At 57.2% G+C, this 25,317-nt stretch carries 19 protein-coding genes and 3 pseudogenes; 14 read left to right on the top strand and 8 right to left on the bottom strand.

Annotation, left to right across the window (positions count from 1 at the left end; translation table 11 throughout):
- Window positions 1–192: 192 nt before the first annotated feature.
- From MUN84_RS20855 to topA, 3 genes are all read right to left on the bottom strand, one after another.
- The gene (locus tag MUN84_RS20855) at window positions 193–798 is read right to left on the bottom strand and encodes an NAD-dependent deacylase (RefSeq protein WP_317239027.1); all 606 of its coding nucleotides are present in this window, start codon (window positions 796–798) and stop codon (window positions 193–195) included.
- A gap of 79 nt (window positions 799–877) precedes the next feature.
- Entirely contained in the window at window positions 878–1,717 is an 840-nt protein-coding gene (locus tag MUN84_RS20860; protein WP_244695836.1) for a DUF4846 domain-containing protein, read from the bottom strand.
- 165 nt (window positions 1,718–1,882) lie between these two features.
- Window positions 1,883–4,357: a type I DNA topoisomerase gene (gene topA / locus MUN84_RS20865; protein WP_244695837.1), complete on the bottom strand. Its 2,475-nt coding sequence runs from the start codon at window positions 4,355–4,357 to the stop codon at window positions 1,883–1,885.
- Between the two features lie 330 nt (window positions 4,358–4,687).
- Between topA and MUN84_RS20870 the strand changes: the two genes are divergently transcribed.
- From MUN84_RS20870 to MUN84_RS20910, 10 genes and pseudogenes are all read left to right on the top strand, one after another.
- A complete protein-coding gene (locus tag MUN84_RS20870; RefSeq protein WP_244695838.1) occupies window positions 4,688–9,061 on the top strand; it encodes a HAMP domain-containing protein in 4,374 nt (1,457 codons plus the stop codon).
- Window positions 9,062–9,131: 70 nt separating this feature from the next.
- Window positions 9,132–9,787 (top strand): annotated as a pseudogene (locus tag MUN84_RS20875) (chemotaxis protein CheW).
- Entirely contained in the window at window positions 9,705–10,088 is a 384-nt protein-coding gene (locus MUN84_RS20880) for a response regulator (protein ID WP_244695839.1), read from the top strand. The pseudogene MUN84_RS20875 and the gene MUN84_RS20880 overlap by 83 nt, the downstream one beginning before the upstream one ends.
- 61 nt (window positions 10,089–10,149) lie before the next feature.
- The gene (locus tag MUN84_RS20885; protein ID WP_244695840.1) at window positions 10,150–10,560 is read left to right on the top strand and encodes a hypothetical protein; all 411 of its coding nucleotides are present in this window, start codon (window positions 10,150–10,152) and stop codon (window positions 10,558–10,560) included.
- A gap of 96 nt (window positions 10,561–10,656) precedes the next feature.
- A complete protein-coding gene (locus MUN84_RS20890) occupies window positions 10,657–11,235 on the top strand; it encodes a CheB methylesterase domain-containing protein (RefSeq protein ID WP_262920592.1) in 579 nt (192 codons plus the stop codon).
- Window positions 11,232–12,833 (top strand): chemotaxis protein CheA, encoded by a 1,602-nt coding sequence (locus MUN84_RS20895; RefSeq protein ID WP_244695842.1) that lies wholly within the window; start codon window positions 11,232–11,234, stop codon window positions 12,831–12,833. Before MUN84_RS20890 ends, MUN84_RS20895 begins: the two co-directional genes overlap by 4 nt.
- Window positions 12,834–12,922: 89 nt before the next feature.
- On the top strand, window positions 12,923–13,558 hold the full coding sequence (locus tag MUN84_RS20900; RefSeq protein ID WP_244695843.1) for a chemotaxis protein CheC: 636 nt from the start codon (window positions 12,923–12,925) through the stop codon (window positions 13,556–13,558).
- A 144-nt stretch (window positions 13,559–13,702) separates the two neighbouring features.
- Window positions 13,703–14,530 carry an arginase family protein gene (locus tag MUN84_RS20905; protein ID WP_317239028.1) on the top strand — a complete coding sequence of 276 codons (828 nt, stop codon included), beginning with the start codon at window positions 13,703–13,705 and terminating at the stop codon, window positions 14,528–14,530.
- Window positions 14,527–14,793 (top strand): arginase family protein, encoded by a 267-nt coding sequence (locus MUN84_RS24245; RefSeq protein WP_317239029.1) that lies wholly within the window; start codon window positions 14,527–14,529, stop codon window positions 14,791–14,793. Before MUN84_RS20905 ends, MUN84_RS24245 begins: the two co-directional genes overlap by 4 nt.
- Before the next feature lie 157 nt (window positions 14,794–14,950).
- Window positions 14,951–15,292 carry a phage holin family protein gene (locus tag MUN84_RS20910; RefSeq protein ID WP_244695844.1) on the top strand — a complete coding sequence of 114 codons (342 nt, stop codon included), beginning with the start codon at window positions 14,951–14,953 and terminating at the stop codon, window positions 15,290–15,292.
- A gap of 157 nt (window positions 15,293–15,449) precedes the next feature.
- Here the strand turns inward: MUN84_RS20910 and MUN84_RS20915 are convergent, their stop codons facing one another.
- The 4 genes and pseudogenes from MUN84_RS20915 to MUN84_RS20930 all read right to left on the bottom strand — a co-directional run bounded on the left by MUN84_RS20915 (window position 15,450) and on the right by MUN84_RS20930 (window position 21,007).
- Window positions 15,450–16,208, bottom strand: coding sequence for a DUF4349 domain-containing protein (locus MUN84_RS20915; protein WP_244695845.1), 759 nt, complete (start codon window positions 16,206–16,208; stop codon window positions 15,450–15,452).
- A 157-nt stretch (window positions 16,209–16,365) separates the two neighbouring features.
- Window positions 16,366–17,669 (bottom strand): annotated as a pseudogene (gene murA / locus MUN84_RS20920) (UDP-N-acetylglucosamine 1-carboxyvinyltransferase).
- A gap of 127 nt (window positions 17,670–17,796) precedes the next feature.
- Entirely contained in the window at window positions 17,797–18,498 is a 702-nt protein-coding gene (locus tag MUN84_RS20925) for a DUF4290 domain-containing protein (protein ID WP_244695846.1), read from the bottom strand.
- Between the two features lie 256 nt (window positions 18,499–18,754).
- Window positions 18,755–21,007 carry an ATP-dependent helicase gene (locus MUN84_RS20930; protein WP_244699082.1) on the bottom strand — a complete coding sequence of 751 codons (2,253 nt, stop codon included), beginning with the start codon at window positions 21,005–21,007 and terminating at the stop codon, window positions 18,755–18,757.
- Between the two features lie 235 nt (window positions 21,008–21,242).
- On the opposite strand from MUN84_RS20930, the pseudogene MUN84_RS20935 reads away from it, so the two are divergent.
- The 4 genes and pseudogenes from MUN84_RS20935 to MUN84_RS20950 form a co-directional block, all read left to right on the top strand.
- Window positions 21,243–21,737: pseudogene (locus tag MUN84_RS20935) on the top strand (glycosyltransferase family 4 protein); the annotation flags it as partial.
- Between the two features lie 188 nt (window positions 21,738–21,925).
- Window positions 21,926–22,366 carry a glycosyltransferase family 4 protein gene (locus MUN84_RS20940; protein WP_244695847.1) on the top strand — a complete coding sequence of 147 codons (441 nt, stop codon included), beginning with the start codon at window positions 21,926–21,928 and terminating at the stop codon, window positions 22,364–22,366.
- 105 nt (window positions 22,367–22,471) lie between these two features.
- Entirely contained in the window at window positions 22,472–23,050 is a 579-nt protein-coding gene (locus tag MUN84_RS20945; RefSeq protein ID WP_244695848.1) for a DUF3109 family protein, read from the top strand.
- 119 nt (window positions 23,051–23,169) lie between these two features.
- Window positions 23,170–23,661: a hypothetical protein gene (locus MUN84_RS20950; protein ID WP_244695849.1), complete on the top strand. Its 492-nt coding sequence runs from the start codon at window positions 23,170–23,172 to the stop codon at window positions 23,659–23,661.
- Window positions 23,662–23,942: 281 nt separating this feature from the next.
- On the opposite strand, the gene accC is transcribed toward MUN84_RS20950, so the two are convergent.
- On the bottom strand, window positions 23,943–25,289 hold the full coding sequence (accC, locus tag MUN84_RS20955; RefSeq protein WP_244695850.1) for an acetyl-CoA carboxylase biotin carboxylase subunit: 1,347 nt from the start codon (window positions 25,287–25,289) through the stop codon (window positions 23,943–23,945).
- Between the last annotated feature and the right edge of the window lie 28 nt (window positions 25,290–25,317).

Below are 25,317 nucleotides of genomic sequence, written 5' to 3' on the forward strand. Positions count from 1 at the left end.
TGAGGCTACCTGGGTAAAGTAAATCTGACGCAGGATGTTGCTTTCAGCTAAAAACGCAAAAACGTAACGGCTAACCGGGTAACCGCGTTACCAGGCCCCTTGCTCCCTAGGCCTGGGCGCGTAGCTCTGCGGCTACCCGTGGCACGCCCGTTGTGGCCGGTTCAGCAACGAAGTGCAGGTTGGTCCGTGCCGCTACGGGGGCTGGCTGGGGTCAATGATGTAGATAGGGCAGCCCTGCTGGGTGTAGTTTACTAGGCTGGCCGCCGGATATACCTGCAATGAAGTACCTACCACCAGAAGTACATCGGCAATGGCCGTTTCTTCCATGGCGCGCTGCATCAGCGGTACATCCTCGCCAAACCACACGATATTAGGCCGTAGCTGGTGGCCTTTCTCACAATGCTCGCCCAGCTCAATTCGGTCTGCCTCCATGGGGTATACTAACTGGTCGAAGTAGGAGCTACGCGACTCAAACAGCTTGCCGTGCAAGTGAATGACGCGGGAGGAGCCCGCCCGCTCGTGCAAATCGTCTACGTTCTGCGTTATTACTACCACGTCAAAGTCCTGTTCCAGCTCAACCAGGGCGCGGTGCCCGGCGTTGGGTTGGGCGGCGCGGGCCGCGGCCCGGCGCTGGTTGTAAAACTCCAGTACCAAACCAGGATTCTTGGCCCAGCCTTCGGGGGTAGCCACATCCTCAATGCGGTGGCCTTCCCACAGTCCATCGGAGCCGCGGAAGGTAGCCAGTCCACTTTCCGCCGAAATTCCTGCCCCAGTTAGGGCTACCAGTTTCTTTTTCATGCCAGTCAGGTTTACGTAAACAGAGACGTGACTTGCCGCCCGTGGGTTTAGGGCACCGGGCGTACAATCGGCTTCGCCCTTACTCAAACCGTCCCAGCTCGTCGCGGCTAAACGTCCACTCCGGGGTGTTGACGTCGTCTCGTTCAGGGTCCAGCAGAAACCAGGCGCCCGCACCAACCCGCGGACCCGCTTTCAACACGTGCATTTGCTGGGCGGGCATGTAGCTTTGGGCCAGCAAGGCCTTGCGCCGACCCGTCTGAGGCTCCACGGCTACATCTAGTACCAGTACTGCATGGCCCGGCGCGCCGCCCCGAATCAGCACGTCGCCGGGTTGCACCTGGGCCAGCGGCACCAGGCGTAGCTCCCGGCTCAAAGAAAGGGTGCCAGCATACGTAAAAATCTGGTCGAGGTAGCGCCGGAAAGTGGCGTGGTCGGGCTTTTCCGCGGCCTTTGGCACCTGCTCTACCTGCGGGCCCACCACCCGAAATCCACGCCCGGCATACCAATCCCGAAAGGCAATGTCATGCCCGCTGGTGAGGTGAAAGTGCACGAGGTCAGGGTTCTGGCTAAATAGGTACTCGGCCCGCAACCGGATAACGGCATCCGCGCATTGCTGCAGGTCACGCGCCCCCACGTCCAAGTCGAGCACGGCGGCATGCACATCTTGGCGGTTCTTGAGTTTACCCGTGTGCAGGCGCACGGACGTTCCGACGGGCAGCAAGGGCAAATACCGCAGCCAGTACGCAAACGAACCAGGCTGCACAGCTGTTCGCTCATAGCCGGGCGGGGGCGGAAAGCGGGCGGCCAGCGTCTGGTTGGTTTGGTAGCGCCCCACCGGGAGCCACGGATACGCGGGCGGCGGTGCAGGCACGGCTGCTACCCCAGGCTCGGCGGCTGGTACGGTAAAAGGCGGAAGCAAGGTAGTAAATCCCAGCGCCAAGGTGCTCAGTAATAAGGCACACTTCATTTGGTTGATACTATCTATATTATTCGATATAACGAGGCTCGGTACCCTATATTGGAACTGAGTTAAACAAAAAGGCCCGACTGAATTCAGCCGGGCCTTTTATGTAGTAATCACCGCTTACTTCACTTTGCCAGTAGCTTTCTTGGCGGCAGTGCCAGCAGGCTTTTTCGCCGCTGGTTTCTTGGCTGCAGGCTTCTTGGCAGCGGGCGCTTTGCGCGCCGGCTTGTCTGCTTTGTCTTCCTTATCAGCTGCTGGTGCCGCTTTTTTAGCGAAGCGGCCGCCTTTAGCTGGCTTATCGGGGGTAGCGTCGGCTAGTTCCAGGCAGCGTTCCAGGGTCAGCTCGGCCGGTTCTTCGCCCTTAGGAATCTTGACGTTTTTCTTGCCGACCACAATGTAGGGCCCGAAGCGGCCATTCAGGATCTGCACGTCCTCGCGCTCGGGAAACTGCTTGATCAGACGCTCGGCATCGGCCTTACGCTTGGCCTCAATCAAATCAATGGCTTCCTGGGCCGTAATCGTGTGCGGATCCTGCTCTTTGGTGAGCGAGTAGAACTTGCTGTCATGGCGAATGTAAGGACCGAAGCGACCCAGGGCAGCCGTCATGTCCTTGTCCTCGAACTGGCCCACGATGCGGGGCAGTTTGAACAGCTCCAGCGCTTCTTCCAGCGTGATGCTCTCGATAAACTGACCTTTCCGCAGGCTGGCGTACACGGCCTTTTCCTCCGAGCCTTCCTTGGGCTCGATCTGCACGTAGGGACCAAAGCGGCCCAGACGTGCCGTTAGTTTCTGGCCCGTTTCCGGGTGCACGCCAATTTCGCGGGTGCTTCCTAACGTGCTACGCTCAATGTCCTGGCCGCGCTCCACCGTCTCGTGAAACGTGGTGTAGAAACCAGCTAGCATGTCCGTCCACTGCTCCTGGCCGTCGGCAATCCGGTCAAACTCATCCTCCACTTTCGCCGTGAACTGATAGTCCACAATGACGGGGAAATGCTCTACCAGGAAGTCATTGACCACCATGGCCGTATCCGTGGGAAACAGCTTGGCCTTATCGGCGCCGTAGGTTTCGGTTTTTACTTCCGTTTTCACCGTGTCGCCCTCCAACGTCAGCACATGAAACTTGCGCTCCTTGCCCTCACGGGTGTCTTTTTCGACATAGCCGCGCTTTTGAATGGTGCTGATGGTCGGCGCGTAGGTAGAAGGCCGGCCGATGCCCATTTCCTCCAGCTTCTTTACCAGCGAGGCTTCCGTGTAGCGAGCGGCAGGGGCGGCGTAGCGTTCCGTAGCCCGCAGTTGCTGCAGGGGCAGCTCCTGGCCGACGCTTAGGGGCGGCAGCCCGCGCGAGAACGACGATTCCCCGTCCTGCTCCTCGTCGTCCTTCGACTCGGCGTACGCCTTCAGAAAACCCTCAAACGTTATGACTTCGCCGGTTGCCGTGAGGGCTACCCCCGGCTGGGTACTGATGCTGATGGTTGCTACCGTGCGCTCAATCACGGCGTCGGCCATCTGTGAGGCCAGGGCCCGCTTGCGGATCAAATCGTAGAGCCGTTGCTCCTGGGAGTCGGCACCTGCTTTCACCAAAGCAAAATCTGTGGGCCGAATAGCTTCGTGCGCTTCTTGGGCCGAGGCCGACTTGGTTTTAAACTGTCGGGTCTGGGCGTATTCTGCGCCGTAAGCAGCCGTAATAGCTACCTGGGCCGCTGCCAGCGCATCCTGCGACAGGTTCACCGAGTCGGTCCGCATGTAGCTGATTTTGCCCGCCTCGTAAAGCTTCTGGGCCACACTCATGGTCTGGGCTACGGAGAAGCCCAGCTTGCGCGAGGCTTCCTGCTGCAGAGTAGAGGTAGTAAAGGGCGGCGCGGGGCTACGCTTGCCGGGCTTCTTCTCCAGATTATCAATGCGGTAGGCCGCATTTACGCAACGGGCCAGGAAAGCTTCAGCTTCTTCGCGGGTTTTAAATCGGGTCGGCAGCTCGGCCTCCAGTACTGCGCCGCGGCCGGCATCAAACTTCGCTACTACCCGGTAGGCCGAGGATGTTTTGAACTGGCTGATTTCCCGCTCGCGCTCCACCACTAGCCGCACGGCCACGGATTGCACGCGCCCAGCGGAAAGACCAGTTTTTACTTTTTTCCACAGCACGGGGCTCAGCTCAAAACCTACCAGCCGGTCGAGCACCCGTCGGGCCTGCTGGGCGTTCACCAAGTTCAGGTCAATTTCCCGGGGCGTGGCAATGGCATTGAGAATAGCATTTTTGGTGATTTCCCGAAAAACGATGCGCCGGGTTTTGGCGTCGTTCAGGTTCAACGTTTCCGATAAGTGCCAGGAAATAGCCTCGCCCTCCCGGTCATCGTCACTGGCCAGCCATACGGTTTCGGCCTCCTTAGCCAGCTTCTTCAACTGGCTGATTATCTCCCGCTTATCAGCCGATACCACATAGGTAGGCTTAAAGCCGTTGGCAATATCAATGGCGTTATTATCCTTGGGTAGGTCGCGGACGTGGCCGAAGCTCGACTTGACCACGAAATCCTTGCCCAGATAGCCCTCAATTGTTTTGGCCTTAGCAGGAGATTCGACGATGACTAGATTTTTGACCATAGGGGTGGGATACGCTAGGCTTGTTTCGGTAGGAAACGGTCGGGACAGCGCAAAAGTTGAATTTTGCCGCAAAGATGCTGGAATAATCCGGCGCAGCAGTAGCCGGGTAGGAATATTGGCCTAGCTAGTGTCTTAACTAAGGAATACAAGGGACCCCAACGGAAGGCAAATCGTTCAGATTCCGCGGGTTACTGAATACCCTGAAGTTTTTAGCAGGAATTGTGACCAGACAACTCTATTTGCTACCTTTGCACGTTCTGGAACCCTGCTATCTGGGGTTCCGTTTGTGCCTCGCCTTGCTTCGGCAGGTTTCGCCACCATACCCAGTTTATGGCTTCAGCTAAGACGCCCAGAAACAACCGCCCGGCTCCCGCCGCTCCGGACACGCTAGAAGAATCAACCCTCGTCACTGACTCGGCCGATAATGGTACTGGTCCGGTGCAGCAGAGCAGCAACCTCACCCGCAAGCGGGGAGCAGCTAGCTCTGTAAGCTATACGGCCCAGGACCCGGATTATATCAACGACCAGCTTAACCGGGTGCTCTACGCCCTTGACGCCTTTAAGAAGGGCGACGTGTCGGTGCGCCTAACGAAGCAGAACGACGACATTTTCGCAGAAATTGCCGAAGCCTACAACTCCATGGTGGAGATGATTGGTGGGGTAGGCGGTGAGGTGTCGCGCATTTCGAAGGTGGCCGGGGTTGAGGGTAACCTCAAAGCCCGGGCCTCAGCCGATAATGCCGCTGGCTTCTGGCGCGACATGATTAATAACATCAACGGCTTAGTGGATAGCATTGCCGTGCCGGTGTTGGAGGTAGGTAAAGTATTGAAGAACATCAGCAAAGGAAACCTGGACGAAACCTTCCAGATTCCGGTGTCAGGTGACTTCAAAGTGATGGCCGAAACCATCAACAAGACCATCGACAACCTGAACCTGTTCGCCGGCGAAGTAACCCGCGTGGCCCAGGAAGTAGGTACCGAGGGTAAGCTCGGCGGCCAGGCTTCGGTACCAAACGTGGGTGGCATCTGGAAAGAACTGACCGACAACGTAAACTACATGGCCTCGAACCTGACCTCTCAGGTGCGAGACATTGCCAACGTAGCTACTGCGGTAGCTAAGGGTGACCTGACGCAGAAGATTACGGTAGACGTAAAGGGCGAGCTGCTACAGCTGAAGCAGAACCTGAACCAGATGGTGGACTCGCTCAACCTGTTCGCCGGCGAGGTAACCCGCGTGGCCCAGGAAGTAGGTACGGAGGGTAAGCTAGGCGGCCAAGCCAGTGTGCCTAACGTAGGCGGGGTATGGAAGCAGCTGACGGACAACGTAAATACAATGGCCTCGAACCTGACGCTGCAGGTACGAGATATTGCCAACGTAGCCACGGCCGTAGCTAAGGGTGACCTGACGCAGAAGATTACGGTAGACGTAAAGGGCGAGCTGCTACAGCTGAAGCAGAACCTGAACCAGATGGTGGACTCGCTCAACCTGTTCGCCGGTGAGGTAACCCGCGTGGCCCAGGAGGTAGGTACGGAAGGCCGCCTTGGCGGCCAGGCCGTAGTACCGAATGTGGCCGGCGTATGGAAGGAGCTGACCGACAACGTAAACTACATGGCCTCGAACCTGACTTTGCAGGTGCGAGACATTGCCAACGTAGCTACCGCCGTAGCCAAAGGCGACTTGTCGCAGAAGATTACGGTAGACGTAAAGGGCGAGCTGCTGCAGTTGAAGCAGAACCTGAACCAGATGGTGGACTCGCTCAACCTGTTCGCCGGCGAGGTAACCCGCGTGGCGCTGGAGGTAGGTACCGAGGGTAAGCTCGGTGGTCAGGCTAGCGTGCCTAACGTCGCGGGTGTATGGAAAGAACTGACCGACAACGTAAACTACATGGCTTCGAACCTGACGCTTCAGGTGCGAGACATTGCTAACGTAGCTACCGCCGTAGCCCGCGGCGACTTGAGCCAGAAGATGACCGTGGATGTGAAAGGAGAAATCCTGGAGCTGAAGAACATCCTCAATCAGATGGTGGACTCGCTCAACATCTTCGGTGACGAAGTAACCCGCGTGGCGCGTGAAGTAGGTACCGAGGGTAAGCTCGGTGGCCAAGCTGTAGTGCCCCGCGTTGGTGGAACCTGGAAAGAGCTGACGGACAACGTAAACACCATGGCCTCGAACCTGACGCTGCAGGTGCGGGACATTGCTAACGTGGCAACCGCCGTAGCCAAAGGTGACCTGACCCAGAAGATGACGGTGGATGTGAAAGGCGAGATTCTCGACCTGAAGAACATCCTCAATCAGATGGTGGACTCGCTCAACATCTTTGCCGGCGAGGTAACCCGCGTAGCCCGCGAAGTAGGTACCGAGGGTATTCTGGGCGGTCAGGCCAACGTGCCCAGCGTTTCGGGTACGTGGAAAGACCTCACGGACAACGTAAACACGATGGCCTCGAACTTGACCTCTCAGGTACGGGACATTGCCAACGTGGCCACGGCCGTAGCCCGCGGCGACTTGAGCCAGAAGGTAACGGTAAACGTACGCGGCGAGCTGCTCCAGCTGAAAGAAAACCTCAACCAGATGGTGGACTCGCTGAACACGTTCGGCGACGAAGTAACCCGCGTGGCTCGCGAGGTAGGCACGGAAGGCCGCCTTGGTGGTCAGGCCGTAGTCCCGAATGTGCGTGGCACCTGGAAGGACCTGACGGACAACGTAAACACCATGGCTGCCTCGCTGACCTCTCAGGTACGAGACATTGCCAACGTAACCTCCGCCGTAGCCCGCGGTGACCTAAGCCAGAAGGTATCGGTAGATGTAAAAGGCGAGCTACTGGACCTCAAGGACAACATCAACGTCATGGTGGACTCCTTGAACATCTTCGCCGGCGAAGTAACCCGCGTGGCACTAGAAGTAGGTACGGAAGGTCGCCTGGGTGGCCAGGCCAACGTGCCCAGCGTGAGCGGGGTATGGAAGGAGCTGACCGACCGGGTAAACACCATGGCCTCCAACCTTACCACGCAGGTACGGGGTATTGTGAAGGTAGTAACCGCCGTATCGCAGGGTGACTTGACCCAGAAGCTGACCTTGGACGCCAAGGGTGAGGTAGCCGACCTGGCCGAAACCATCAACCGCATGGTGGACGACCTGAACCGTCTGGCCTCGGAAGTTAGCCGCGTGGCGCGCGTAGCGGGTGGCGAAGGCAAACTGACGGAACGCGCTACGGTAACGGACGTGTCGGGCTCCTGGAAAGAACTGGTGGATACGCTGAACGCTCTTATTGAATCCATTGCCTCCCCGGTACTGGAAGTAAGCCGCGTGGTACGAGCCATTTCGGAAGGCGACCTGCAGCAGCAGGTAGAAATCGAAACCACCGGCGACATCCGCGCCATGGCCGACGCTCTGAACCTCGCCGTAGACAACCTCAACGAACTGCTCGGCGAGATTAACGAGTCCTCGCAGATTGTAGGGGAATCGTCGGAGGAAATGGTGGTGAAAGGGCAGGAGATGAGCCGGGTTACGGTTGACGTGGCCCTGGCCATGCAGCAGATGGCCGAAGGCGCGCAGAACCAAGCTCTCAAGACCGACCAAGCCTTCAAGCTGATCGAAGAAATCATGCAGGCTACCAAGGAAACGGCTGGCAAAGCCGACGTTGGTATTAAAGCGGCCATCCTCGGTGAGCAGACTTCTCAGTTGGGTCTGAAGACGGTAGCGGAAGTGGTAAAAAACATGGAGGAAATCAGCTCGGCTGCCGCCCAAACCTCCAAAACCATTGAAGTACTAAGCACTCGGTCCCAAGAAATCAGCAAGTCGCTCGGCGTTATCACCGACATTGCCTCCCAGACCAACCTGCTGGCTCTGAACGCCGCCATCGAAGCAGCCCGCGCCGGGGAAGCCGGCCGTGGTTTCGCGGTAGTAGCCGAAGAAATCCGCAAGCTGGCAGAAGGCTCTCGTAAGTCGGCTAGCGAAATTGCTACCTTGGTAGAAGACGTTAAGAAAGATACGACCTCGGCCGCTACGGCAATTAGCACCATGGAAGGCCGAGTACTCAAGGGTAAGAACGCTACGTTCGAAGCCAGTTCGGCCTTTAAGAACATTGCCACCAGCAGCGGCGAAACGCTCCGCACTTCCCGCGACATTCTAACGGCCACCGAGGTACAGAAAACCTCGATTGGCGACGTGGTAAAGTACGTAGAAGAAGTAGTAGCCATTGCCGAGCAAACGGCCTCCGGTACCCAGCAGGTAGCCAGCACCGCCAAGCAGCTCTCCACGAGCATGCAGGAGCTGACCACCAGCAGTCAGAACCTGACCGACATTGCCGACGACCTACAGCTTGGCCTGTCCGCCTTCCAGCTGATGGAAGACTTGCAGCCGGAGCCCGAGCCGGAGCCAGAACCAATTCGTCGGCGGCCGCTGATGCGCCGCTCTACTCCGGCTGCCCCTGCTGCCGCACCCGCTACCCGGCCCAGCCGTCGGGGCACCGCGGCAGCTGTTACAACGGAGAAATCAGCCCCAGCTACCGCCCGCAAAACGTCGCGCCGGGCCGCTGCGGCCACTCCCGCTGCTCCGGCAGAAACGGCCGTTGCTGATCAGTCTGCCTCACCTGCGGTAAAAGATAACCGCCGCCGTAAGGACCGCAAGAAAGAGGCGCCCCAGCCGTCAGCAGATGCCCCGGCACCTTCGAAGGCTCGGACGGCTAAGAGCAAGAACAAGTAAGCATTTTCTCTAACCGCGCCCCCGGGCTGCCCCTACCGGGTGGCCTGGGATCCGCGCTACTTTTTCAGGCATGCCTGAGTCCGAAAAGAACGTCAAACAGGACCCTATCATCCAGCTGATTGTTTTCCGCCTGGGTGAAGAAGAGTATGGGATTCGCATCGAGCAAGTGAAGGAGGTAACCATTACCCCTGAAATTGCCCGTATGCCTAAAACTCCCCCTTCGTCAAGGGAATTGCCAACCTGCGCGGCGATATTATTGCCATCATTGACCTGGAAGAGCGATTCAAGCTTCGGTCCAGCCAGGGTGAGATGCCTGCTATGTCATACACAATGGCCATTGAAGCCAAAGAGTATACCATTGGCATCATGGTGCGCGAAGTGCCCCAACCCTTGTCTATTCCCGTGTCCATCATTGAAAAGGCCCCGGAGTTTATTCAGGACATTAACATTCACGACAAATACATTGAGGGAATTGCCAAGGTCGATGGCCGCATCATCGTGGTGCTCGATATGCTGAAACTGCTTACCCCTCCGAAATCATGCAGTTGCAGCCCAAAGCGGAATCTTCCGCCGCGGGCAGCCGTACAAAGGCCTAGTCCAAACGTATTGTTCAGCTCCTGTTTTCCTCCTTCTTACTTTCTCCATGAAAAACCGCATCCTCATCGTCGACGACTCTTTCTACATGCGCACGATGCTCAAGAACATGCTTACCGACGCCGGCTATGAGGTAGTGGGAGAAGCCGCAAATGGGCAGCAAGCACTGGAAATGGCGCTGGCAACGAAGCCTGACCTGATTACGCTCGACGTGATTCTGCCCGACAATACCGGCCTTGACGTGTTAAAGGGCATCCGCCAGGAGCAGCCTGAGGTAAAAGTAGTTATGTGCTCAGCAGTAGGCCAGGAGGTTATTGTAAACGAAGCACTGGAAAGCGGGGCCACCGCTTATATCGTTAAGCCTTTCTCGGAGGAGAAGGTGCTGGAAATTGTAGGAAGCGCCCTGCAGGAAACTGATTCTGAGCAAGAGTAGTTTTAGCCCACCCCACGCGGTAAATAAAGTCCGCCTCTTGTAGTAGCTGCTTTTCTTTCTTGTGTCCGCCCTAACTGCTCCTCTCACCTTATTGCTTGGCAACCTGCCCACGTTTGTGCGCACGGAAGTCACCCGGCTCTTGCATACTGATCCTGAACTGGAGGTGGTAGGCGCTGCCGTGGTTACTGACGAGCTGCCCGCCATGGCGCGGCGTTTGCGGCCGGGGGTAGTGCTCATCAGTGAGAATCAGTTACTAGGCTTGGAGCAGCTGCAACGGCACTTTTCGGTCCCTGTACTGCTGTATAGCGCTCAAGCGCCCCTATCCGGCATGCTGCGCGAGGCTGCGCGGCTAGGGGTGTACGATTACATTACTCCTCCTCTAGGGACAGGTAATGAATTGGCTGAGTGGCGTATGTCTTTACGTCGTAAGCTGCTAGCTGCCAAGCCTTCCTCAGTTCCCGTCCCCAAGTAGAACCGTCGATTATTCTGCGCCGCACGGCGGTGCCCTTACCTCCGCGCGGGTGGTAGTCATTGGAGGATCAACGGGTGGGGCCCCGCAGTTGAGGCGTTGCTTCGGGAGTTGCCGCTGGGTTTTCCTTGGGCCGTGCTCGTGGCCGTTCACCTGCCTGAATCGTTCACCGATACGCTAGTGGAGCGTCTGCGGCGGGCCTCCCAACTACCCGTCATGGCTGCTACCAGCGGCATGCGCCTGGAACCAGGGCGTGTTTTGGTTGCGCCGGGTGGGCGTAACTTAGTTGTGCGGCCGGTAATGGATAGCCCTTGGGTTGGCTGGCAAACTGATTTTGTGGAGGAGCACGGTCTTGATGTACCTTCCGTGGACATTCTGATGCACTCCGTTGTCCGGGCCGTGGGCCGTAATGTGGTAGGCGTAGTCCTGACCGGGCTTGGGCACGATGGAACCGCTGGAGCTCACGACATTCGCCAGCACGGCGGCACGGTTGTAGCCCAAGACGAAGCTTCTTCAGCGGTATTTGGGATGCCCAAATCGGTCATCCAGTCCGGTCTGGCATCTGCTGTGCTACCCCTTCCGCACATTGCCGACTTCCTGGTGCGCCACGTGCAGCCCGGAACCACCGCGCGTCGGGGGCGTTCTTCCTTCCTCTCTCAACCCGTGCAGGCGCAATGAAGTCAAGGGAGCAGGAGTACCGCGAGATTTTCATGGCCGAGGCGCTCGAATATTACGACGCCATGAGCCGCCATATCAGCGAGTTAGAGCGTAATCCGACCGACGAGCCAGCGCTGAATGAGCTATTTCGGCTCATGCACAACCTCAAGTCCAATGCGCGGGCTATGGGCTACAACCCCATCGGGGAGTTAGCCCACCACATGGAAACCATCTTCGGGCTTATTCGCAGCCGGGAGAAAACCTTTACTGGATCAGTAGTACCCGTTTTATTCACGGGGATTGACACTATCGGCCAAATGATTCGCGCCGTTGGTGAGGATGAGGGGCTGCCGGAAGTAGAGCAACTGCTGGAAAACCTGGACCGTCTGGTGCGCGGTGAGGAGCCTATTCTGGAATCCGGCCCCGAGGATGAAGAGGACGCTAGCCGTAAGCTGGAGCTTTCGGATCTGGTCTACATTCAAATCCGCAAGCTTGACCACCTGCTTAACCTAGTGGGCGAGCTGACCATCGACCGGGACCGGGTGCTGACGCTCAGCCAGGAAATCGGTAATCCAGCGTTGGCAGCGGCGGCCGCTCACCTCTCACGCATTGCCGACGAACTGCAATACAGCGTCATGGACGCCCGTTTGGTAGGTGTCGGCTCCCTGTTCAACAAATTTCCGCGGGTGGTGCGCGACGTGGCCAACACGGAAAAGAAGGACGTTGAGCTAACGGTAGTGGGTGAGGACATCCAGATTGACCGCAACATCCTGCAAATCATTACCGACGCCCTGCTTCATCTGGTGCGCAACGCCATTGGGCACGGCCTAGAAACTCCGGAAGAGCGGGAGGCGGCCGGCAAAAGTGCCCAAGGCCACCTGACGTTGTCGGCCCAGACGGAGCGCGACGATGTGCTGATTCAGGTGCGCGACGATGGCCGCGGCATTAACGTGGAAAGCGTTCGGCGCAAAGCCATTGAACGCGGCTTGGTACCGGCCGCTACGGCTGCTAACCTCGACGATGATGCCGTACGTGATTTTCTGTTCGAGCCGGGCTTTTCCATGGCCCAGGAAGTAACCGAAATATCGGGGCGCGGTGTGGGGCTGGATGTAGTGAAATTGGCCATTGACTCCTTGGGCGGCCAATTGCGTGTGGATTCAGTACTAGGAGAAGGAACCACCTTTACGCTAGTACTACCCACTTCCATTGCCGTAAAAGGAGCGCTACTCTTTCAACTGGACCAGCGTAACTACGCTATTCCGCTTATGCATACTGATTCGGTGGTATCCTTGCTGCCGGAAAATTTCAACGTAGTAGGAGGCGTGCTACTGACCCGAGTCCAGGACGAAAACGTTCCGGTCGTGTCGCTACGCCGCTTGCTGCATAACGGTGACGGACCGCTAGCGCCCGCTACCAAAGCTGATCTACATGGTCGTCAAGACATAATCATTGTCAACTACAGTAACCGCCGGTTGGGCTTGATAGTCGACCGGTTTTTACGCCAGCAGGATATCGTGGTAAAACCCATGAGTAAACCGCTGGATACCATTGACTTGTTTGGGGCGTTACCTTATTGGGAAGCGGGCAAGTATGCCTGGTGCTCGATGTGCCGGCCTTAACTCGACTATTTCTGGCCAAACGACCGTAACTCACGTATTGCAGACTTGTGGCGGCCGACTTTGGCTGGCCGCCATTTCATTTGATTCCTATGGATTTGCACATGACGGAACTGGAGCGGGATATCATCCGCGAAATCCTGAATATCGGCCTTGCTCGCGCGGCCGATTCGTTCGCGGTTGTCGCCCAGGAAAAGGTGCTGCTGGAAGTACCCAACCTTGATATCGTGTCGGGTAAGACGATTCTGGATAAAGTCCGCGACCTGCAAGCGGGCCACGTCATTATTCAGTCGGATATCCGGGGAGATTTCAATGGAACAACCCTGATGTTCTTTTCCGGCCAGCATGTCCAGCGGCTTTCCCGCGTCTGCTTGCGCATGAGCACCTCGGACTCCACGCAGATTGATGAAATGCAGGAGTCATTGCTGCTTGAGATCAGCAATATCATTACCGGGGCACTGGTAACCCAGCTTGCTAACATTCTGAAAGCCAGTATTTACGGGGCGCCACCCACGCACCCGCGTGGCGACATTGCCGATGCCCTGCACAACCTGCTGCTGAACCGGCCCATGGTGCAGCCACTTATTTTCTCGGTTATAACCCAATTCTCGGACAAAGACAACTCAGTTGAGTTACCGCTGATGATCTTCTTCGACCGGGATACTTTTGAGAAAATCCTGGATATCATTCGCACCTACGATTTTATGGGCGGCCAGCAAGCTGGCTAATAAGTCTTCCGGCCGTTGGGCCGGGGTGTTATAAAGCGGCCCTCGCCGCCAGGAATCATGCTCAGAACGGGCGTTGAGACCTGGAAGCGGGGGCTGCTACCTTTTCCGGCTGGTCTTACCTCTCACTTTCACTTCTTTACTAGTATGGCTAATTCTGCGTCCTCGTTGGAACAAAAGCTTGCCGCCTTCGACCCCAATGCCCTCGGTGACTCCGCCGGCGGAATTTACGGTCTACCTTTCACGCCTGAGGAGGCCCAGGTCGTAATCGTACCTGTGCCTTGGGAAGTAACCGTTTCATACCGCGCCGGTACCGCTGAGGGGCCCGAGGCCATCCGAGAGGCGTCCTTGCAGGTGGACCTCTATGACCCCGACTTGCCCAATGCCTGGCAAATGGGCTTGGCCATGGAGGAGCCCGACGAAAAGATTGCCGCCGAGAGCCTCTCTTTGCGCCCTACCGCGGCGGAGTACATCGGCTGGCTGGAGGAAGGCGAGCCTGAAGCAACGCACGGAACGTTCTCCCAGGTGCCTGCCCAAGTCAATCAGCGCGGCCAGGCCCTGCTAGAGTGGCTTAAGCAAAAAACCGGTGCCTTGCTGGATGCCGGCAAAGGGGTAGTAGTGCTGGGTGGCGACCATAGCACGCCCCTGGGCTACTTGCACGCGCTGGCTGAGCGGCACGAAGAGTTTGGAATTCTGCAGATTGACGCGCACTGCGACCTGCGTCCGGCCTATGAAGGCTTTGAGTTCTCCCACGCTTCCATCATGTATAATGCCCTGAAACTGCCACAGGTAAAGAAGTTGGTGCAGGTTGGCATCCGCGACTACTGCCAGCAGGAGGCCGAGTACATTGACCAAAGCAACGGCCGAGTGGCCCTGTTCGCCGACCGGTTTCTGCAGGCTGAAATGCTGGGGGAAAATCCTGGAAGAAGGAGTGCAAAAAAATCATTGCCCAGCTACCCCAAAAAGTGTATTTGAGCTTTGACATCGACGGACTCGACCCCAAGCTGTGCCCCGGCACCGGTACCCCCGTACCCGGTGGGCTGGAGTTTGAGCAAGCTCTCTACCTTATTCGGATGGTAGTGCGCTCCGGCCGCACCATCATCGGCTGCGACTTAAATGAGGTAGCACCCGGCGACACGGAATGGAACGCCATTGTAGGCGCCCGGTTGCTTTATCATATGGCCAACTGGATGGGCGTCTCGCAGGGCCGGCTAAAAGCCCGCGCTGTAGAAAAATAGGCTTTTCGTTCGGTAGTTCGAGTTATCAAGCGCCCGCAAAAAAGTACGGCAAGTGGCTGATTCAGCTGCTTGCCGTACTTTTTTGCGGGCTATGCGTAGAGTAAGCAACTTCCTACTTCCCGTACTGTTCTCTCACCTCAATCCCTCTTCTTACCCTATGGGCTTCATTCTTAAATTCATTCTCACGGCCATTGTTACCTACGTGCTGGCTAAGTTTCTGCCCGGTGCCGACATCAGCGGCATCGGGGACGCGTTTATACTGGTCATTGTGCTGGCAATCTTGAACGCCATTGTCAAGCCGATTCTGAAAATCATCGGCTTCCCCATTACCGTTCTCACGCTAGGCCTATTTCTGCTGGTTATCAATGCTCTAATTGTTATGATAGCCGACTGGCTGCTAGGTGGCTTCAAACTGGATGGATTCGTTTCTGCCCTGATCTTCAGCGTTGTGTTGTCGTTGGTTACCTCAGTAATCGATATGGTAACTGACCGGAGCTAAGCTGGTCCTGCTGCTATAAGAAAGCCTGCCTGGACGCGTTCAGGCGGGCTTTTCTATGGTAGCTATTATCTCTTGGCCAGATAAAAAAGATACGGAAGCCAAACGGGCCCGTTTGAGTACGCTCCTGCGGGTAGGGTAGGAGCCGTGAGTTAAAGGATTAGTCTAGTGCCAGCTTACCTCGGCGCCAACGGTATCCGGCCCACACTGCTACCCCTAGCAAGAGTGGCCAGATGTAAGAGGCCACAATGAGGAACATGCTTAACGCCCGCCAACCAAACCACAAACCAGTTTGCAGTTGGCTGGTTATATCTGCGGCCGGAGCTAGTTCAGTGGCAGGACGCAGCTGGTAGTATGTAAGCTGCAAGGTGGCCAACGTGGCCTGCTCCGTAAGCAGTTGCTTTTCCTGGGCAGAAAACTGTTGGGTGGTCGTGTCAGCGGCGGTAGCGCGGCTGAGCTTAGCTAGTTCGGCGGTAATGTCGCGGGAGGTAAGCTCTTTGCCACGAACGAGTCCCAAGCGGGCCAGCTCCGAGGTGAGAGTCAGAAACTGCGCCGACGGAACCCGAATCGTCAGGAGTTGCTGGTGGCGGTCGGCGTCGGTGGTTTCGCGGGCGCTGGTGAGGTAGGCGTTATGGCGCAGTAGGGTTGTATCTAGGTGCGCTGAGGCGGCTGTGAAGTCAGCCACTTCCACCTCCATGGCGCCCTGGTAGATAACTGGGTGACCTGCTACCCGCCACAAGCGGGCAAGTGGTACTTCCGGCGTCGTGGCTTCCGCTGCGACCGTATTTGTACCAGGAGAGGTGGTAGTAACTTCGGGCACTACCGCGCCGGAAGTAAACATATCTTGCTGCTCGGCTGACTGGGCGCACCCAGCCAGCATCAGCCCCATCAGCGGGAGCAGACGCACATATTTTTTCATCGAATAAAAGAGGAAAGAGTGAGATGAAAAAAGCTGCGCAGCTTCTGCCGGTTTATACTGTCACGCCCGGAACGTAACCCGAAGCCAGTATATAACGCAACACCGCCCGGCTTCAACGGAAACCGGGCGGTGCGCAATACTTACCGTAAAGCTGGATTTAGAGACGACGAATCTGGGCGCCAAGGGCTGTCAGGCGCTTATCAATGTTCTGGTAGCCCCGGTCAATTTGCTCCACGTTTTCAATCACGCTTCGGCCCTCAGCCGATAGAGCGGCAATCAGCAGGGCTACCCCGGCGCGAATGTCGGGTGAGGTCATGGTAATGCCGTGCAAACGAGTACGCTTGTCCAGGCCAATAACGGTAGCACGGTGCGGGTCGCAGAGGATAATCTGGGCGCCCATATCAATGAGCTTGTCCACGAAGAACAGGCGCGACTCAAACATTTTCTGGTGAATTAGCACGGTGCCCTTGGCTTGGGTTGCTACCACTAGCAACACGCTCAGCAGGTCGGGGGTGAGACCGGGCCAAGTGTGGTCCGAGATGGTGAGGATGCTGCCATCGAGGTAGGTAGCAATTTCGTAGTGGTCCTGGGCGGGCACGTAGATATCGTCGCCACGGAATTCTAGCTGAATGCCCAGCTTACGGAAGGTGTCAGGAATCAGGCCCAGCTCCGGAATCTGGCAGTCCTTGATGGTAATCTCGGAGCCTGTCATGGCCGCGAGGCCAATGAAAGAGCCGATTTCAATCATATCGGGCAGCATGCGGTGGTCCGTGCCCCCAGGCGCTCAACCCCTTCAATGGTTAGCAGGTTAGAGCCAATGCCGTTGATATTGGCCCCCATGCGCACCAGCATTTTGCAAAGCTGCTGCAAGTACGGCTCGCACGCCGCGTTATAAATAGTTGTGGTGCCTTCGGCCAGTACTGCACCCATCACAATGTTGGCGGTACCGGTTACTGAGGCCTCGTCCAGGAGCATGTAGGCACCGCGCAGGCGACCTTCGGTGTTGATGCGGTAGAAGTCAGTGCCCTCCAACGTGAGCTTGCCACCTAGCTTTTCCAGACCCAAAAAGTGGGTATCCATGGGGCGCCGGCCAATTTTGTCGCCGCCGGGCTTGGGTAGCTGGCACTTACCGAAGCGGGCCAGCATGGGCCCCAGAATCATGACGGAGCCGCGCAAAGCTCCGGCTTGGGCCACAAACTCGGGGGTGTCGAGGTAGTCCAAGTGCACATCGTCGGCCTGGAAGCGGTAGGTGTCGTTGGCAAGCTTGCCCACCTTCACGCCCATATCACGCAATAGCTCAATGAGCTTGTTCACGTCGCGGATATCCGGGATGTTGGAAATCGTGACGGGCTCATCCGTAAGCAACACGGCGCACAGAATCTGTAGAGCTTCGTTTTTGGCGCCCTGAGGCACAATTTCACCTTTCAGCGACTTGCCGCCGATAACTTCAAAAGAGGCCATTTTTTGGGGAGCTAGTAGCTGATGGCTAGTAGCTGTTAGCTTTTAAAATCAAGAAAAAGAAGCGGGCTTGTAGTTGTTCCTAACTATAAAGCCAATAGATACTAGCCATTGGCTACTAGCTAAAAACTTACTGCGGGGGTTGCTGAGGTTCCTGGCGGCCTTTTTTACCGCCGCGGCGCTGCTTGTCGCGTCGGTTATTGTTACCGCCGCTTCCTCGGCGCACGTCGCGTTCCTGGCGGGGCTGGGGTACGATGAAGGGCGCGGGCCGGCCACCGGTAGTAAACTCAAACAGATTCTGGGCATCAACCTGAGCTGGGTCTAGGGTAAGCTGGCCGCCAGAAAGCTCCTTCAGGTGCTTGAGGATGGTGACATCCTTGGCGTTTTCCTTGTTATGGGAACGGTACAGAAACTTCATGGTCCGCCCAATAATGATGGTGGCCTGCTCCCGTTCGGTGGCGTCTTCCAGGGTTATGGCTTTCTCGATGAGCTGTTCCACGGCTCGACCGTAGGCCCGTAGCTTGGGGCCTTTGCTGGGGTAAGTTACCCGCTGTGGAGGCGCCATGTTGGCCTGGGCTACCAGCGGAAATGGCGCATCAACGTCTAGCTCGCCGTCGGCCATTTCAAACAGATGGTTCCACACTTTCTGTTGAGATTCAGGCTGGTCGCGCAGGGTAGGCTGGATGCGGAAGATGAGCTGCACGATCTGCTGGGCCCGGCGGGTGCGCTCAGTGCGGTCCTCTACGTCGCGGAGTTGCTGCACGAGCTGAAAGGTGCTCTGCCCGTACTCGCGCTGGAGCAGCTCGTGTTTATGAAGAGAAGGTAAGGTCATGAAAAATTGTATTCGAAGGGCCAAATATACGCCAAACCTTGCCCCAATGGCATCCTATTTTGCACAGGAAGACCAGCGGCAAGGTTCAGCAGGAATGCATAGCAGGGTAGGGCCGCGCTATCAGCATCTAAAGTAACGCGAATAGGGCAATTTGGGTGCACGGCGCCTGGTATCCTTCCAAGCCAAGCGAGGAATCCAGTGTGACTTCTTACTGCCACCCAGATTCCTCACTTGGCTCGGAAGGACACAGGAACAGTTAGTGCACCCGCAGTTTGGCAAAGCTCAGAAGCAGCGTTTTCTCCCCAACTTCCTCAAACAGGATAATGGCTTTAACGGAGCCGGCTTGGTCTTCCAGCTTCGTGACCGTCCCGAACCCAAACTTGGGATGCTCCACGCGCTGGCCGGTTTGCAGGTTGCTCGTGTCGGAGGGCTTGAAGTCGGCGGGTGGGGAGTACTTGGTAGCAACAGTTTTGCGCGGGGCCGGCGGCACCAAGTTGCTGCGCCGCTCAAACACGTGCCCAAACGGCGACTCGCCTGGGCCGGCACTACCCACGGGACCGGCTGAGAACTTGAAGTCTACGAACTGCGGGTCGATTTCATCCAGGAAGCGGCTTTTTTCGCAGCTGCGCAGGTTGCCCCACTGGTAGCGGGAGGTAGCGTAACTCAGCGTCAGCTTCTTCTCAGCCCGCGTAATGGCCACGTAAAACAGGCGGCGTTCTTCTTCCAGGTCGGCCCGGGAGGTAATCATCATTTGCGAAGGAAACAGGTTTTCCTCCATGCCCACGATGTAAACGTTGCGGAATTCCAAGCCTTTGGCCGAGTGAATAGTCATCAAGGTCACCTGCTCGCCTTCGCTCTGGGCGTCTTTGGTATCGGCGTCGGTTACCAGGGCAATATCCTGCAGGAAGGAGGCCAGCGTCTTATCCTCCCGCTCAGGGTCTTCCACGAAGGCCTTGATGCCATTGAGCAGTTCCTGAATGTTCTCGTAGCGGGAAAGGCCCTCGATGCTCTTGTCGGCGTACAGGTCCTCAATCAGGCCCGAGTTTTTGGCGATAAACTTGGCCGCCTCAAAGGCATCATCTTTGGCCGCTACCGCCGTGTAGGCCTTGATCTTCTCGGCAAAATCCACAATCGGGTTGGCGGCCCGGGCGGGCAGGAACTGGTCGGCGTTGGCTACTACCTCCCAAATGGTGTGGTTTGATTCTTCGGCCGCGTTAATGAGCTTGGCAATGGTTGTGTCGCCGATGCCACGCTTGGGGTAGTTAATCACCCGGCGCAGGGCCTGCTCGTCGTTGGGGTTTACCGTCAGGCGTAGGTAGGCCACCAAGTCCTTGATTTCCTTACGCTGGTAGAAGGAGAGGCCCCCAACAATCTTGTACTTGATGTTGAGCTTGCGCAAAGATTCCTCCATGGCCCGGCTCTGGGCGTTGGTGCGGTAGAGGATGGCAAAGTCATCGTAGGACAAGTGGTGGTTCATCTTGTCTTCGTAGATGCTGTTGGCTACCAACTTGCCTTCCTCGTTGTCGGAAGCGGCCTTGAATACCTCAATCAGCGGGCCTTCCTCGTTATCCGAGAAAACGTCCTTGCGCAGCTGGGCCTGGTTGTTTTTGATAACCGAGTTGGCTGCGCGCACAATGTTTTTGGTGGAGCGGTAGTTCTGCTCCAGCTTAAATACCTGCAGCTCAGGGTAATCCTTTTCGAAGTTGAGAATGTTCTGAATATCGGCGCCCCGGAAGGCGTAGATGCTTTGCGCGTCGTCGCCCACCACGCAGATGTTGCGCTCCTTGGCCGCCAGCTTGCGCGCAATTAGGTACTGGGAGTAGTTGGTATCCTGGTACTCGTCCACCATCACGTACCGGAACATGTTCTGGTACTTGTTCAGCACGTCGGGGTGGTCCTTGAACAGCACGTTGGTTTGGTAGAGCAGGTCGTCGAAGTCCATGGCCCCAGCCTTGAAGCAGCGGTTGGCGTACTGTTGGTAAATAACGCCCAGCTTAGGCCGCAGCGCCGCCTCGTCGTCCTGCCGAATCACGGGGTCGTTGAGGTACTGCTGCACCGAAATCAGCTTATTCTTGGCGGCCGAAATCCGGCCCAGCACCATATTCGGCTTGTAGAGCTTATCGTCCAGCTCCAGCTCCTTGAGGATTTGCCCAATGAGGGTTTTCGAGTCCTGGGTATCGTAGATAGTGAAGGAGCGGGGGTAGCCAATCTTGTCGGCTTCGGAGCGCAGAATACGCGCGAAGATGCTGTGGAAAGTGCCCATCCACAGGTTTTTAGCGTTCGGGCCCACTACCTTCTCGATGCGGGCGCGCATTTCCTTGGCCGCCTTATTGGTAAAGGTCAGGGCCAGGATGTTGAATGGGTCCACCCCTTTTTCCAGCAGGTGGGCAATGCGGTACGTAAGCACGCGGGTTTTGCCGGAGCCCGCGCCGGCTATAATCATGCAGGGGCCTTCAGTGTGCAGCACGGCCGCCGCCTGCGAGGGGTTCAATAATGCGTGATAATCCAGTGCCATGCGTGTCAGTCAGATCGAAAACTAAGCTTTTTGGCTTGTTAGCAAAGGTAGGGCTTTCGGTTGGGGTAGCGAAACCGAATGTCGGCCCCGTAGAAGCAGCCTACACCCCGAAAAGTACTAACCGCAGCGTGCGGCATTTGGTGCGCGGCGGTCCAATTATCACCCGCAAAAGCGCCGGCTGTATCTTCGCGGCGTGAATTCTGCCGCTGCTACCTCCGCTTCGCCCGCCGTGTTTCCTATTTCGTTGCTGTGCCTGTCCGGGAGCTGGGGCGGGTTGGAGCTGAATACCGTCCGGTTTGCCGACTGGATGCGGCAGCGGGGCTGGCCCGTGCAGGTTATTACCCTGGCCGGTTCGCCCATTGCCGCCCGCGCCACCGAGCTGAAGCTACCGGTAGCCCTGCTGCGCAATCCGTGGAAGGCACTTGACGTACCGGCCGCCGGCCGGCTGGCGTCCGTGCTGCGCAGCTTCGGAACTCAGGTGCTCATCGTCACGCGCAACGGCGACCTGGGCCTAGCAGTGCTCTGCAAAACCCTGCGGTTGCCGCAGCTGCGGGTAGTGTACCAGCAGCACATGCGGTTGGGCCTGGCCAAGCGGGGCGTTGTGCACACGCTACGCTACCGCGCCCTGGACGCCTGGCTTTCCCCGCTGCCCGGCCTGGCCCGGCAGGTGCTGCAGAAAACGCGCTTCCCTGCCGCGCGCCTGCACGTGGTTCCGCTTGGTATTGAGCTGGAAAAGTTTGCTGATGCTCGCCTAACCCAAGCTCAGGCCCGGCAGCAGCTTGGCCTAGTGCTACCGCCCGGCGCGGTGCTGCTCGGCGTAATCGGCCGCCTCGACGACGGGAAGGGCCAGGATTTTGTGGTGGAAGCCTTGGGGCGTTACACGCGCGGCACCCGTATCTGCGTGTGCTGTTCGTGGGCGAATCGACGCGCAACGAGGGTAATGCCTACCAAGAAGCCGTGCTGGCGCGGGTACAGCAGTTGGGCCTGTCGGAGGTTGTGCACTTGCGCCCGTTCACGCTGCAGCCCGAGGTAGCCTACCGCGCCCTTGATATTTCCATTACAGCCTCCGTGAATGAAACTTACGGCATGGTAACCATTGAGGCCATGGCCACGGGCCTACCCGTTGTGGCTTCGGCGGCGGGCGGCACCCTAGAGATTGTGGAAGACGGCCGCACGGGCCTATTATATCCGCTGCGTAACCAGGCCGAGTTCTGCGCTGCTATTGAGCGGGTCCTGCGGGAGCCGGAGCTGGCCGCTACCCTGGGCCGGCAAGCCCAGGCCGAGGCCCTGACTACCTATTCCCACCATCGCCAGTGTGCGCTGACGGAAAAGGTGCTGCACGGCCTGGGGTAAATCTGGTATCTTTGGGGATTATTTGCCTGCTCAGCGCGGCACTGGAAACGCTACGGATTTGTTAGCGCCCCACGGCCCCGAGAACCTGAGCCCGCCGCCCCTACCATGATTCAGATTCAGAATACCCTTATTTCCGACGACGTTCGGGATAATTTCTTTGTGTGCAACCTGGAAGCTTGCAAGGGCGCCTGCTGCGTGGAAGGCGACCTGGGCGCCCCCTTGGAAGACGAGGAGTTGCAAATCCTGCACAATGAGTACGAGGCCATCAAGCCCTTCCTAACCGAAGCCGGCCGCCAAGCCATTGAGCAACAGGGCCTCTACATCAAGGATTGGGAAGGCGACTACAGCACGACTACCATTAACGACCGGGAGTGCGCTTACGCCCTCTACGATGAGCGGGGTATTCTAAAGTGCGGCATTGAAGATGCTTGGCGAGCTGGGGCCACCTCGTTCAAAAAGCCCATTAGCTGCCACCTGTACCCCATTCGCGTTACTAAGTACGAGGGCTTCGAAGCCCTGAACTACGACCGGTGGAGCATCTGCTCACCCGCCTGCTCCTTCGGGGCAAACCTGGGCGTACGGGTGTACCAATTTCTGCGGGAGCCGCTCATTCGCAAGTACGGTGAGCAGTGGTACGGTGAGCTGGTGCAGGAAATTGAGCAGGGCAGCGCGCAGGTTGGGTAGGCGGTTGCTCGCTAGAACTGTACAGCAGTCCGCCATCAAGCAGATAATGCAGAAGTAAAAGGCCGACTGCGCAGTCGGCCTTTTTAGTACTTTAAGTTTCTACGTAACCCGTTTTCGGCATGGAGGAGATGTACGTTAGTGAAAACTTAAGTGCCGCACAGATTCAGCAGTTCCTGCAGACAGCAATGCCAGGGCTTACCGCATTTCCTTGGGAGATGTTGCTGGGTGAGAAAGAGCCGATGGAATTTGACTCGCGCAACCCCACCCATATCTTCTTTGAAACCACGGAATCGGAGGTTCCACAGTTTCCGCAGCATGTGGCTATTTACCGGACGCCGACCAAAGATGAGGAAGCCCGGTCTTTGTGGTTGGCGCAGTCATTATCGGAGCAATTTCAGCTTAATGTGCTAGTACCATTTACCCACCCTGAGAAACCGCATTACCCGTTTTATGACATCGTGTTTCAGCAAGGCGTGAGCTACCTAGCCGATGATAGCGCTACCGAATTTGGTGAGCCGGATGCCAAACCCGTCCGGTTGCTAGGGCCGTATCCATTGCTAAAAGCCGGATTTGATGCCTTCGGTAGGTTGATTGCAGACATACCTGCATAAAAAAGCCAGCGGTACGCTGGCTTTTTTACGTTCGTAAGCTGAGGTTCTTATGGCTACTAGTCAGCGTAGAAGAGGCCTGCTGTAATTAGGAGCCCACACACAAGAGCTACGAGCCAACAGTAGTAAGTTGCTGTAGCCGCTGGCATTGGTACCGGCGTAGTTTACCGGTTTTATTGGTGAACGTGGCGCTCTGAAAGGGTAGAGCAGTGCCTTTTGTGCGGGTAAAAAAGAAGGGCTACCCGCGAACGGATAGCCCTTCTCTATGCTGCTTGCAGAAACGCTTATAGCTCCGAAAAATCAAAGGAGGTTTCCAAGAACTTCGTGGTGAAGTCACCGGCCTTAAACTGCGCATTGTCCATTAGGCGCAAGTGGAAAGGAATCGTGGTCTTCACGCCCTCCACTACAAACTCCGACAAAGCCCGCTTCATTTTCACAATGCACTCCTCGCGGGTTTGGGCCACGGTGATAAGCTTAGCAATCATGGAGTCGTAGTTAGGCGGAATCTGGTAGCCCGCGTACACGTGCGTATCTACGCGCACGCCGTGGCCGCCGGGAATGTGCAGTACCGTGATTTTGCCGGGCGAAGGACGGAAGCCGTTGGCGGGGTCTTCGGCATTGATGCGGCACTCCATGGCGTGCATCTTGGGGCCGTAGTTGTTGCCTGTAATTGGGATGCCAGCCGCTACCTTGATCTGTTCCTTGATCAGGTCGTAGTTGATAACTTCCTCCGTCACGGGATGCTCCACCTGAATGCGGGTGTTCATCTCCATGAAGTAGAAGTCCCGGTTTTTGTCGACCAGAAACTCAATGGTCCCTACGCCTTCGTAGCCGATGGCCGCGGCGCCAGCAATGGCGGCCTGGCCCATCCGCTCTCGCAGCTCGTCGGTCATGAAGGGCGAGGGCGCTTCCTCTACCAGCTTCTGGTGGCGGCGCTGAATGGAGCAGTCGCGCTCAGAAAGATGGCAAACGTGGCCGAACTGGTCGCCGCACACCTGAATTTCAATATGGCGGGGCTCCTCCACAAACTTCTCCAGGTACACGCCGTCGTTGCCGAAAGCGGCTTTGGCCTCGGTGCGGGCATCGTTCCAGGCTTTCTCGAACTCCTCTTCGGAATTGATAATGCGCATACCGCGGCCACCGCCACCGGCCGTAGCCTTCAGGATAACCGGGTACTTAATCTTGGCGGCGACCTTTTTGCCCTGCTCCACTGAGTCGAGCAAGCCCACGGAGCCGGGGATACACGGCACACCGGCCGCAATCATGGTTGCCTTGGCCGAGGCTTTGTCACCCATCTGGTTGATCATCTCGGGCGAGGCCCCGATGAACTTGATGCCATTTTCTTGGCACACGCGCGAGAATTCCGCGTTTTCCGACAGGAAGCCGTAGCCGGGGTGAATGGCGTCGGCGTTGGTAATTTCGGCGGCAGCAATCAGGGTAGGAATGCTCAGGTAGCTCTGGGCAGAGCTAGGGGGACCAATGCATACGGCCTCGTCGGCGAAGCGCACGTGCAGGCTTTCCTTATCAGCAGTCGAGTACACGGCTACCGTCTTGATGCCCATTTCCTTACAGGTCCGAATTACGCGCAGCGCAATTTCGCCCCGGTTGGCAATTAGTATTTTCTTGAACACAGCTTCATCAATTAAAAATTAAAAATGA

This window comes from Hymenobacter sp. 5516J-16, from assembly GCF_022919335.1.
GTDB lineage: Bacteria > Bacteroidota > Bacteroidia > Cytophagales > Hymenobacteraceae > Hymenobacter > Hymenobacter sublimis.